General features: G+C 49.0%; 11 protein-coding genes. 10 read left to right on the top strand and 1 reads right to left on the bottom strand.

What is annotated here, in order from left to right; genetic code table 11:
• Positions 1-57: 57 nt before the first annotated feature.
• From F456_RS0100125 to F456_RS23885, 8 genes are all read left to right on the top strand, one after another.
• The gene (locus F456_RS0100125; RefSeq protein ID WP_018974959.1) at positions 58-516 is read left to right on the top strand and encodes a YlbF/YmcA family competence regulator; all 459 of its coding nucleotides are present in this window, start codon (positions 58-60) and stop codon (positions 514-516) included.
• 104 nt (positions 517-620) lie between these two features.
• A complete protein-coding gene (locus tag F456_RS23355; RefSeq protein WP_018974958.1) occupies positions 621-1,685 on the top strand; it encodes a GNAT family N-acetyltransferase in 1,065 nt (354 codons plus the stop codon).
• 73 nt (positions 1,686-1,758) lie between these two features.
• Positions 1,759-2,544, top strand: coding sequence for an NUDIX hydrolase (locus F456_RS0100115; protein WP_040924836.1), 786 nt, complete (start codon positions 1,759-1,761; stop codon positions 2,542-2,544).
• Between the two features lie 47 nt (positions 2,545-2,591).
• On the top strand, positions 2,592-3,131 hold the full coding sequence (locus tag F456_RS0100110) for a cysteine hydrolase family protein (protein WP_018974956.1): 540 nt from the start codon (positions 2,592-2,594) through the stop codon (positions 3,129-3,131).
• Positions 3,132-3,244: 113 nt separating this feature from the next.
• The gene (locus F456_RS0100105; protein ID WP_018974955.1) at positions 3,245-4,711 is read left to right on the top strand and encodes a nicotinate phosphoribosyltransferase; all 1,467 of its coding nucleotides are present in this window, start codon (positions 3,245-3,247) and stop codon (positions 4,709-4,711) included.
• Between the two features lie 257 nt (positions 4,712-4,968).
• Positions 4,969-5,970 (top strand): acrylyl-CoA reductase family protein, encoded by a 1,002-nt coding sequence (locus F456_RS0100100; protein WP_018974954.1) that lies wholly within the window; start codon positions 4,969-4,971, stop codon positions 5,968-5,970.
• An 883-nt stretch (positions 5,971-6,853) separates the two neighbouring features.
• Entirely contained in the window at positions 6,854-7,840 is a 987-nt protein-coding gene (locus F456_RS0100095) for a CobW family GTP-binding protein (protein ID WP_018974953.1), read from the top strand.
• Positions 7,841-7,933: 93 nt separating this feature from the next.
• Positions 7,934-8,278, top strand: coding sequence for a four-helix bundle copper-binding protein (locus tag F456_RS23885; protein WP_083923430.1), 345 nt, complete (start codon positions 7,934-7,936; stop codon positions 8,276-8,278).
• 168 nt (positions 8,279-8,446) lie between these two features.
• On the opposite strand, the gene F456_RS23350 is transcribed toward F456_RS23885, so the two are convergent.
• The gene (locus F456_RS23350; protein ID WP_051086664.1) at positions 8,447-8,836 is read right to left on the bottom strand and encodes a carbohydrate ABC transporter permease; all 390 of its coding nucleotides are present in this window, start codon (positions 8,834-8,836) and stop codon (positions 8,447-8,449) included.
• 644 nt (positions 8,837-9,480) lie between these two features.
• On the opposite strand from F456_RS23350, the gene argS reads away from it, so the two are divergent.
• Together argS and F456_RS0100075 are read left to right on the top strand one after the other, a co-directional pair.
• The gene (gene argS, locus F456_RS0100080) at positions 9,481-11,166 is read left to right on the top strand and encodes an arginine--tRNA ligase (protein ID WP_018974951.1); all 1,686 of its coding nucleotides are present in this window, start codon (positions 9,481-9,483) and stop codon (positions 11,164-11,166) included.
• A 92-nt stretch (positions 11,167-11,258) separates the two neighbouring features.
• Positions 11,259-12,194: a protease complex subunit PrcB family protein gene (locus tag F456_RS0100075; RefSeq protein WP_018974950.1), complete on the top strand. Its 936-nt coding sequence runs from the start codon at positions 11,259-11,261 to the stop codon at positions 12,192-12,194.
• Positions 12,195-12,337 lie beyond the last annotated feature (143 nt).

Genomic DNA, 12,337 nt, shown 5'->3' with positions numbered 1-12,337 from the left:
CATGAAGATAAATAGCCGCAGCAAACGGTTTGAATATATACAAAGAGGAGCGCGAAAATGAATACACAACAGCACGAGGAACCGGGAAATATTCGGGAACACGCAGCAGCCGGCGTTCCCGCAGCAGTTTGGAGCCGGGAAGATATTTTGAACAAGAGTCGAGAATTGGCGGATTTGATCTCTTCCAGTGAAGAAGTACGCGTGTTCCAACAGGCGGAGAGACAAATTCAAGGACATGAACGGATTCAATTCCTTATTTCCGCGATTAAAAAGAAGCAAAAAGAAATTGTAGCATTCGAAGCCATGAAAAATGCAAAAATGGCTGCAATGATTGAAGCGGAAATGCAGGAGTTTCAGGAAGAACTTGATGGAATTCCGATTGTCGGCGATTATCAGCAGGGACAAGTCGAGATCAACGATTTGCTGCAAATGGTCGTTTCGGCCATTCATTCTACCGTATCCGAGAAGATTGCCGTGGAAAAAGGGGCGGATACTCCGCCATCTTCCTGCGGTTAAAGTCGGAAGAAGCGGAAGAAAACGAAAGGCGCGGGCGAATGTTTCCGCGTCTTTTGTCTTTCGGAGCTTGGGATAAATCGTAAGATCGAAGAGGGGCGGGCCTTATGGAACGTGATCAGATCGATGAAACGGAAGAAATCGGCTATGAAGCCTATCCAGAAAGACTGCCGATAGAACTGTTGGAAAAAGGCGATCCGCTCAAGTGGCGAATCGAAACTTATTTACAGGAAGCGGATTGGTGGACACTGCGGGAGAATGGACAGATTGTGACTGCCGTAGGCTGTCTTCGAATGGGCGCGGAAGAAGCGGAAATCGTTAACGCGGCAATTATGAATTGGAAGGACGACAATGTCGAGCAGCTCAGACGGGTCCTTCAGATTGCAGCTGCAGCGATGCGCGATTCTGGTGTTCGCCGTCTGGTTGCTTACACAGGGAATTGGGAGACAAAGCTTGCGAAAGTTTACCAGCGTTCGGGATTTCGTATAATAGCGGTCGAGCCGGATTACTATACAAACAGCCGACTGCAGCCCGTAAAAGGGAACGACCTGCCGAAGCAGGATCGGTTGATGCTCGAATTTCTGACGGAAAATCTCCAAGAAAAAGCTGTTGACTACACCCGGATTTCAGCCGGCAGTTCTGCAGCAGGCCCGATTGTACGCAGGATCGAGCTGCACGACAGCCAGAAGCTGCTTGCGATGAAAAAGCAGCTTGATCGGGAGACGACTTCCATGCTCTATGAGCCCGGAGAACGTCGCATGACTGACGGCGACCAGCTTGAACAAGTTCGAATGCTGCTGCGAAGTTCCAATTCAATGATGTGGGTCGCCGAGTATGAAGGGCAAATCGTCGGTTATTTGGAAGCTACCGGCGGCAAAGTGCGGCGCAATCAGCATACGGTCTATGTAGTCATTGGAATTTTGGAACCCTACACTGGACAGGGACTCGGTCGAACGTTTTTTAGAGAGCTGTTCGATTGGGCAGCAAGACGTCAAATTCTTCGCGCCGAGCTGACCGTTCAAGCGCCTAACCAGCGTGCCTATAGATTGTACCGCTCCATTGGATTCAAGTTGGAAGGGATTATGCGCAGTGCATTAATCATTGAAGGCGAATCGATCGATTTGTATCAGATGGGCTGCGATATGCGTACAATTCATCTAAGGCAGGGTTGACAAATAAACCGAGTGTGTCATAATGATATTATCATATTTGAAACTTGTATAATCGATTTTATTAAATGCTGCGATGGTGATGCCAATGAACGACCAGAATGAACAATCGAATTACGATGTGAAGAAGTACCGGACACCCGATGGGGCACCGGCTGACATCGTAATGTTTACATTGACGAAGAGAGAGCGCAAGACTGTAACTAAGACGCTTCCTCTGCGAGAACTGCGGGTCATGCTGATCCGACGCCGAGCCTGGCCTTTTGCCGGTAAGTGGGCGCTTCCTGGCGGCTTTTCTCGCGATGATGAATCCCTGTACGAAACAGCTATGCGCGAGCTCAAAGAGGAAACGGGCGTCGTAGGGCGGCACTTGGAATATTTGAGCGTATACAGCGACCCGGGACGGGATCCCAGAGGCTGGATTATCTCTCATGCCTTTTTCGCGCTTGTTGAAGAAGAGGTGTTGGAGAAACGCCAGGCCGCCGACGATGCCGGGGAAGTGGGATTGTTCACAATCGAAGAAGCGTTGGAAGAGCTTGATCTCGGTTTCGACCATCGCGATATCATTGCCGACGCTTATCGAAGAATTCAGGAAAAAATGCTGCAGACAACAATTGCACGCAAATTTTTACCGCAGGAATTTACATTGAGTGAATTGTATCAAGTAATCAAAGCGGTTGTTCCGGATTTTGAAGAACCGAATTTTATCCGTAAAATCACTTCGACACGCAGTCGAAAAGGCATTCTTGAGGAAGTTAGGGACGAAAACGGAAATCCGGTCAGTTCGAACCAGTATTCGCAGCGTCCAGCCCAGTTGTACCGGTTTTTGGACAATGTACCTCGTCTGTCGATTTACTCTTAATTTCTTATGCTTAGTTTGATCTGGATAAGACAAGAGGAGGATGTTCGATGAAAGCTCTGATTGTGATTGATTATACGAACGACTTTGTAGACGGTAATCTGCCAGTAGGAGAACCCGGTATTGCAATTGAAGATCGGATTGTCCAATTGACCGAACGTTTCGCTGCAGATGGCGACTATACGGTCATGGCAGTCGATCTTCACGATGAGAATGATGGGTACCACCCGGAAAGCAGTCTGTTCCCGCCGCATAATATCCGCGGAACTGCGGGAAGAGAACTGTATGGGCGGCTTAAAGATGTGTACGAGCAGCATCAAGCGAATATTTATTGGATGGACAAGACAAGATACAGTGCTTTTGCCGGTACGGATCTGGCGATGCGTTTGCGGGCAAGAGGAATCACCGAAGTTCATCTGATCGGCGTTTGCACCGATATTTGTGTTCTGCATACGGCGGTCGACGCCTATAATTTGGGCTTTTCTATCGTCGTGCATGAGGATGCGGTCGCCAGTTTTAATGAGATCGGACACAAATGGGCGTTGGAACACTTCAAAGGCAGTTTGGGAGCGAAGGTCGTATCGGGCTGACAGGGGCAGAGTTATACCTGGGGGACGGAAATTCTAAGGGTGATCGGCCGACCGCATAATTCATGACTCTTATGCGGTCGTACTGGAGGCACCGGATTGAAGGAGGAAACGGTATGGATATGCCCGGAATGGCTTTACATACAGACAAATATCAGATCAACATGATGTATGCTCATTGGATGAACGGTACGCATAAGCGCAAGGCGGTGTTTGAAGCCTACTTCCGCACATTACCGTTCGGCAACGGCTATGCAGTATTTGCAGGGCTCGAACGAATTGTGAATTATGTATCAAACCTTCGATTCCAAGAAGACGATATCCGCTATTTGTCCGAACAGGAAGAACAATATGATTCCCGCTTTCTGGAAGAACTGCGTACGTTCCGTTTCAACGGGACTATGTATTCGATGCGTGAAGGTGCCGTAGTCTTCCCTAATGAACCTCTGATTCGTGTAGAAGGTACAATTTTTGAAGCACAGTTGGTCGAAACGGCGCTGCTGAACTTTATGAATTTCCAGACGTTAATTGCCACAAAAGCAGCTCGAATCAAGCAGGCGGCGGATGGAGATACACTGCTGGAATTCGGTACACGCCGGGCTCAGGAAGCAGATGCTGCCGTATGGGGGGCGCGCGCCGCTTACGTAGCCGGTTTCCATGCCACATCGAATATGATGGCAGGCAAGCGCTTTGGCATCCCGACCAAGGGAACGCATGCCCACTCTTGGGTTCAGAGCTTCGAGAGTGAGCAGGAAGCATTCGACAAATACGCCGAAGTACTGCCCGACGGTTCGACTTTGCTCGTGGATACATTCGATACGCTCAACAGCGGCGTTCCGAATGCTATCCGAACGGCGAAGAAGCTTGAGCAGCGCGGCAAGCGATTGAATTCGATTCGCTTGGATAGTGGAGATCTTGCATACTTGTCAATTGAAGCCCGCAAGATGCTGGATGAAGCGGGGCTGCAGTATGTGAAGATTGTCGCTTCCAACGATCTTGACGAACATACGATTACTGAGCTGAAAACACAGGATGCCCGTATCGATGTTTGGGGAGTGGGCACACAGCTGATCACGGCACATGACCAACCTTCCTTGGGCGGCGTGTACAAGCTGGTAGAGCGCGAAGTGGACGGAGCCATGCAGCCGACAATCAAAATCTCGGCGAATCCGGAAAAAGTAACGACGCCGGGCAAGAAAGACGTTTACCGAATTGTCGATCGCGGAACAGGCAAAGCCGTAGCGGATTATATTTGTTTCCCTGACGAAACGGAACCGAAGGAAGGGCGTCAATTGAAGCTCTTCAACCCGCTGCACACTTATATTCGTCGTTATGTGAAAAATTACGATGCTCACAGCATGCTGACGCCAATCTTCGAAGACGGCCGGCTTGTGTATGAAATGCCTTCGCTGGATGAGATCCGCAGCTATCACGCTTCGCAGTTAAGTTTATTCTGGCCGCAGTATCTGCGTAAGTTGAATCCAGAAATCTACCGTGTCAATATCAGTGAAAAAGCATGGAAGCTCAAACAGGGATTGATTGACCGATACATGGAGGAAATAGAAGCTTCGCCGGAAAGCTGAACTCTTAAAAGTTTTAGAGGGCAGGAACCTTCAAAATAGAAGATAATCGGATAAGAAGAGGAGTCCTTCAATAGGGATTCCTCTTCTTTGCATATTTTGGAATTAGGCTCTGAAATTAGGCTCCGGAATTGTTGTTCCCGACGTATAGTCATGGATCTGTACGTTTCTGGCATTCGGGAATTCATTGGAGTAGGATGAAGAAGAGGCGGCAGTTCTGTATAGTCCGCATAGAAACCGAAGTACGGGAGGAAAAGCATATGACAGAGAAATTTCGTGCCTACTGGTTGGAAGAGTCGGAAGGGGCAGTTACCGGTTCCTTGAAAGAGATTGAAACGGATCATTTACCGCAGGGCGAGGTGCTCATTCGCGTTCATTATTCTGACGTCAATTACAAGGATGGATTAGCCAGTATCAAGGAAGGCCGTGTCGTTCGGGAGTATCCATTCATACCGGGCATCGACCTGGCCGGCGAGGTAATCTCTTCGGAGGACCAACGATTTGCTGTCGGTGACAACGTGCTGTGTACCGGTTACGGACTTGGAGTATCGCATTTCGGTGGTTACAGTGAGCAGGCGAGAGTGCCAGCAGACTGGTTGATCAAGCTGCCAGAAGGATTGACGACGCGCGAAGCGATGGTTCTCGGTACGGCAGGCTTTACAGCCGGTATGTCGGTCGAAGCGATCCTGTCTGCCGGAGTCACACCCGAGAGCGGACCTGTGCTCGTAACCGGCGCTTCGGGGGGCGTCGGTAGTGTCGCTGTCGCTATATTAAGCAAGTTAGGTTTTGAAGTAACAGCAAGCAGCGGAAAGGAACAGGAGTGGGAGCTGCTGAAGAAGCTGGGAGCTGCGCATACCATTTCACGCGAAGAAGCGCAGAATCCGTCCAAAGGACCGCTCGGCAAAAGTCTTTGGGTCGCAATCGTTGATCCCGTCGGAGGAGCGGGAACCGGTGAGCGTCTCAAAGCGATTCGTTATCGCGGTGTGCTGGCACTCTCCGGTCTGACGGGAGGCGGCGACTTCGCAACAAGCGTTCATCCGTTCATTCTGCGCGGCGTAACGCTGGCAGGTATCGATTCTGTAGAATGTCCGCGTCCGCTTCGATTGGATATCTGGAACAAGCTGGCTGGCGAATGGAAGCCGGATGCTGTATTCCAACAGGCGGTACACGAACTGCCGCTCGAGCAGCTTCCTGAAGCGCTTGCCCGTATTTTAAAAGGTAAAGCGGTTGGACGTCAGTTGGTTCGCATATCTGCCGAATAATCCGCAGGAATACGGATACTTCGGTATAAGGCACATAAGCAGATATAAACAGGGAGAACATGCAGAATTCTGCGTGTTCTTCTTTTATGAGGGTTCAATAGGGCCTGTATGCAAACCTATTTCAGCCTAAATCCGAAAGAATCTATTGAAGGTATAAGAGGGCAAAAAATAAGTGCGCCTGTACACTTATTTTTTCCGAATTTTCAACTTTCGCTGAAATAAGTGCTCCCATACACTTCTTTCAGCGTTTTTGAGTTTTTAACTGTATTTTCACGTGAAATAGTTGCACCTGTGCACTTATTATGCGATTTGGTGAGCTTTTGCGAAAAATAATTGCATATAAGCACTTATTGGGCTTTGCGTTGAATCTCATTGATCGGATTTTATTAATCAGATCTTATTATTGGTTTCACATTGCTTGTTTTTCGTTGGTTGTTTTCGTTAGTATTTCTTATTAGTCGCTTTTTAATTTGAAGTATCTTATTCATCGTTTATTATCATTTAGAAGCACCCTATTCATCGTCTCTTATTGGATGCAGCTTATTCATTTTCTTATTGAAGAAGTCCCATTACGGTGTGTACGCGAAGCAATAATGAACTTCGTGTTTCACGTTCAATGTCTTCATTTAAATTGGAAAACCGGAGCTAGGCGTTGAAGAAATCTTCTATTCGAAAAAGTTGAGGATTTTGCGTACACGCTCTGGGTTATACAATTTTTTACTTAGACAACTGTCTTCTATTGTTGCACTTCGTCTTCAGCCGTTGCACTTCGTCTTTTGCTGTAGTAGACTCAAACATCGGACGGTTTGTGCACCGATTGAACGGAAGCACATATCCGACAAGGAGTTATATAAAAATAACAACCGATATAGGAGGTCTACATATGCATACGGAAGTACCGGTATATCTGCTGTCCGGATTTCTCGGCAGCGGGAAGACTACGATGCTGCAGCGGCTCGTGGCTTATTGGCAGGAGAAGGGAATGAAACCGGGTGTCGTCATCAACGAGCTGGGAGATGTTAATCTTGACGGTCTGCTTGTCGAATCGGAAGTTCCGACAGCCGAACTGTTGGACGGCTGCATCTGCTGTACGGTTCGTGAAGATCTTGCAGGAGAATTGGCTATGCTGGTCGAGCGCGATCGACCGGATGTCGTAGTCATAGAAGCGACGGGCGCCGCCAATCCGATCGATCTGCTCGATTCGGCGACGGAAACGGCGATGTATGCCGGCATCAACATTAAAGGTCTGATTACGGTAGCGGATGCCGCTCATCTGTTAGAGATGTACCGGAATCGCGGAGGAAGAACTTATGCGCTCATGCAGGATCAGATCCGCTGCGCTTCGGTCATTGTGTTGAACAAAATGGACAGAGTGAGCAAAGAAGAGGCGGCTGAACTGGAATCGGCAATTTCAGGTTGGAATGCTTACGCACCGATTATCCGTACCGTTCGCTGCGAAACGGATCTTGGCATATTGCTGGATATAGGGTTTTCGCCGGAGCGTCAGGAACAAGAACCTCTGCAGAAGATGCCGTCAGGAGGCTTCGCTATGCTGGGTTCAGGACATGAGCATGTTACTTCCTACACCCATCGCTTCAACCGTCCGGTCGACAGCGAGCGATTCCAAGCGATGATCAAGGATCTTCCGCGTGAAATATATCGGGCAAAGGGACTGCTTACTTTTTCCGATACGGCGAGCCGATTCCTGTTCCAATACGCTTTTCAAGAACTGGATTTCATCAAAGTGACTCCGCAGGGACAGTTGGACGACATAGCTGTCTTTATCGGTGAGCATTTCTCAGCATCGGAACTGTTTGAGAAGCTCACGGAGCTGGAAGCGGACAGCGAACAAGCAGAGGCAGACGAGTAGGCATTCTAAAATGGTTTCAATTTTGTCATCTGTCGGGTAATAGTAAGCATCAGAGGCTAGCAAGCCTTAACTATACACTGGGAGGAAAACAACATGACAAATTTGACCGTGACTACATATAAAGAGTGCATTGATGCCTGCATCCGCTGCATGAACGTCTGCAATGTCAGCTACGTTTCAAGCCTCAAAGGACTCGAGATTTTCGAACTTCGTGAGTGTCTGCGCCTTGATCGTGAATGTGCGGATTTGTGCGGGGTTGCTATTCAAGCCATGACCCGCAACAGTCCTTTCGTGGCCGAGATTTGTGAACTGTGCGCCAAGGCCTGCGATGCATGTGCGGAAGAATGCATGAAGCATCCGCATGAACACTGCCAGGAATGCGTTCGCGTCTGCCAAGAGTGCGCCCGCATCTGCCGCGGTGTGCGGGTAGCCGCTTAATCTGCCACGTCCGCGAAAAGCTTATCGAAGGCCGTCCTTACAGGGCGGTCTTTTTTATGAGAAATTGTATCGCATAACCCATGTTGAACAGCTGGAATGCCTGATTCCACATATAGAGATTGTAGAAGAGCGGTGGGCCCATCGGGCCTCCGTTCCCACTGTCGGTCATCACATAACCTTCCTGAAAAATCTGAATCCGCCGATAAAGCTCGTAACTACGTCAAAAAAGATGACCGGCGAGATCATAGGAAGGGTAATATGACAGAATCGACGGAATGCGAAAGCGCCATCCAGCTTGGCCGATTCGTAGAGCTGTGACGATACACCCTGCAGGCTGGCAAGGTATAACAGCATGCCGACGCTCCACAGCTTCATCATGATGATAGCGGGTTTGGTCCACATTGGATCGCTGAGCCAAGCCGGTCCGGCAATGTCGATCCAGCCGAGCATAGTATTGATCAGACTAGTTGACGGTTTGAACAGCTGAATCCACAGAAAGTAAAAGCCAACATCCGACAGAACGGCAGGCAGATAAGAGATGGTTCGGAAAACTTGCATGCCTGCAATCCTTTCATTGAGCATGTACGGAACCAATTGTCGTCAGCGGTACCATAAGAGCGACGTAATAGAGCGTGTGATACAGAAATTTTTAGAACAAAGGATTGCTCGTGAATATCTGAGTATAGTTGCCGAACCCGATTAGACTATACGGGAGGTTAAACGGCCGGCAAATCGTTGAATCCGTTAAAGTGTTCAAGCTGGCAAAAAAATGATAAGTGTCGAAAATTGTGTAATTCCCGCTTGCTTCAAAATAATTAAAGTCCTATAATAGCGAAAAGATAATCGACAACGTTTATGAACGGGAGAGTATTTGTAAGGGGACAGGCGAGCAGCGAGCCGGGAGGGTGAGAGCCGGCGCCAAACCTTTCGAAGAAACGCACCCGGGAAATGGCGATTCGAATGAACTTCCGCTAGGAGCGGTTGGTTCTGTGTAGATTCGTCCGGTTACGGCGCCGTTACCGCCGCTCGAGAGGTCTGTGCCCGTTTGTTTGCGACGCTGCCGGGCTATAAGAGTGGTACCGCGGGACCGAAAGCTCTCGTCTCTTTATAGAGACGGGAGCTTTTCGTCGTGCTTTTTGTCGTGCTTTTGCAAAAAGATGTGACTGTTGAATAGCTGCAGCTTTATCAAAGGAGGAAACAAGATGATGTTATCGCAAATTGCCGCTGCGCTTGATGCGCTGCTGGAATGGGAACAAGGTACTGCGGAGACTATGATTGAACTTCCGCCTGATCCGAAGCTGGGAGATGCGGCGTTCCCATGCTTCACGCTGGCGAAGACACTGCGAAAGCCGCCGCAGCAGATTGCTGCGGAACTGGCCGAGCGCTTCACGCTCGAAGGCGTAGAAGCATCGGCGGCAGGAGCATACCTGAATTTTCGGCTTGATCGTGCGATTTATGCCGGGCGACTGCTTCAGGAGGCCGAGGGCTCTCCGATTACCGGAACGGGAGAGACGGTCGTTATCGATATGTCTTCGCCAAATATTGCCAAGCCGTTCGGTGTGGGGCATCTGCGCTCGACCGTGATCGGAGCAGCTTTATACCGGATGCATGCCGAAGCCGGCTATAACCCGGTCAGTGTCAACCATCTTGGCGATTGGGGGACCCAGTTCGGCAAGATGATTACGGCCTATAAGCATTGGGGCAGTGAAGAGAAGCTGAAGGATTCGCCGATCCGTGAGTCGCTGAGCCTCTATGTTCGTTTTCATGATGAAGTCGAACAGGATCCTTCACTCGATATCGAAGCCCGCGATTGGTTCCGCCGGCTGGAGAATGGAGATGAAGAAGCGCTGCGGCTCTGGCGCTATTTTGTCGAGGTTAGCCTGACAGAATTCAATCGGATGTACGATCGCCTTGGTGTTCATTTTGACAAAGTATTGGGAGAAAGCTTTTATAATGACAAAATGGGAGCGGTTGTCGACGAGCTGCGTGCCCAAGGTCTGCTGGAAGAAAGCGACGGGGCGCAGGTTGTTCGGTTGGATGATCAAGAGATGCCGCCCTGTCTGATTCTTAAATCCGATGGCACAACGATCTATCCGACCCGCGATCTTGCCACAGCCATGTACCGTCACGATCAGCTAGGAGCAGACAAACTGCTGTATGTGGTAGGGGCGGAGCAGTCTCTGCATTTTCGTCAAGTGTTCGCAGTTCTGCATAAAATGGGCAGAGAGTGGGCAAAACACTGCATGCATATTCCGTTTGGACTGATGAAGTTTGAAGGGAAAAAGATGTCCACCCGCCGGGGGAAAGTCGTTTTTCTGGAGGAAGTATTGGATGAAGCGGTCTCTCGTGCGGCAGCCATTATTGACGAGAAAAACCCTGAGCTTCAAAATCGGAAAGAAGTGGCGGAAGCGGTAGGGATCGGTGCCATCATTTTTGGAGATCTGAAAAACAACCGGATCGGAGAGATCAACTTCTCGCTTGAAGAAGCCGTCCAATTTGAAGGTGAGACGGGACCATATGTGCAGTATACGTATGCCCGAGCTTGCAGTGTACTGCGCAGAGCGGGAGACGATTATAGGGGGAAAGTGCCGATAGAATCCGATGCATTATCCGGTTATGTCTGGGATGAAGCATCGTGGGAACTGCTAAAGCGGCTGTGCGATTATCAAACGGAGCTCAAGCGGGGGCTGCTGCGGTACGAGCCTTCGGTCATCGCCCGTTATGCACTGGATTTAGCCAAACTGTTCAATCGCTTCTATCATTACAATAAAGTGCTGACCGACATGCCGATTGAACGGAAGATCAGATTGCAGATTACGCATTTGACTGCACAGAGACTGCGTTGGGCACTAGGGTTGTTGGGAATCGGAACTCCGGAAGAAATTTAAACAAGAGCTTAAATTTGCAGTTTACTGCAACTTTAAGACAGGCTTTCCCGTCTGAAAGGGTGAGAATAAGAACTTATGAAGAGGTGACTTCCATGAAAAAGACAATAAAAGCTTGTGCAGCTCTTGTTATGGCAGGATCGTTCGCTTTTGCCACATCCGCTTCAGCATTTAGTGATGTAACGGATGCAAGTAATGCCAAAATTGCGGAAGCTCTGCAGCAGCAGGGTGTAATGCAAGGTGTCGGTTCCGACCTTTTTGCTCCACAATCCGATCTGACCAATGCCCAAGCGATTCAGCTGATCGTCAATGCCTTTGACTTGAAGACCGATCCGGGAACCGATGATAAGCCGGTTTCTTCTTTCAATACGGATGCCTGGTATGCTCCGGCTTATGAAGCGGCCCTGGATAACGGAATTGAGACGGTGAAGAAGAGCGATTCCGTGAATGCTAAGATCACGCGCGAAGCATTTGCAAGTCTATTATTAGAAGGCATTAACACGACAGGTCAGTATCCGACAACGAAAATGTACATTGCATTTGAAGACGAAAAAGAATTTACCGATACTCATATGGGCGCGGTACAAACGCTCGGCAATATGCGAATCTTGTCCAGAACCGAAAGCAAATTCCGTCCGCAGGATCCGATTACCCGAATGGAAGCTGCCGAAATGGTATATAATGCTCTTGAGTTCATCAATAACGTCGGAGGCGATAACCAGACCGAAGACGGAACGGGGGCGAACGATTTGAACGTAACGACGAAGACCGAAGCCGACGGACGGATCAAAGCGACGCTGAAAGCTTCGATGCCGAATCCGGGTTATGGACTGAAGATCGAAAACGTAAAGTACGAAAATGGTAAAGCCATTATCGAGTACCGTGTAACGAATCCGGAACCGGGGATGATGTATCCGCAAGTTATTACTGACGTTGAAGTTTCGACTTATTTGACTGAAACTCATACGGAAGTTGCAGCTCAGCCAATTGACGGTTCGACCGGTGGCAGTGATGCCAAACTGCTGCAGTAAGATTAGAGGCAGTAAGATTAGAAAAGTAAGGTTAGAGATGAAAAAAAGAGCGCTCCAATTGGAGCGCTCTTTTTTGTGAGGAAAGTTTGGCCTAAAACGCACTAAATAGGCATAGGGAGAAATTCAATAAAGAAGGAGAAGGA

Source organism: Saccharibacillus kuerlensis DSM 22868 (genome assembly GCF_000378145.1).
GTDB lineage: Bacteria > Bacillota > Bacilli > Paenibacillales > Paenibacillaceae > Saccharibacillus > Saccharibacillus kuerlensis.
Note: the sequence above shows the minus strand (reverse complement) of the source record. Positions and strands in the feature narration are given on the sequence as shown.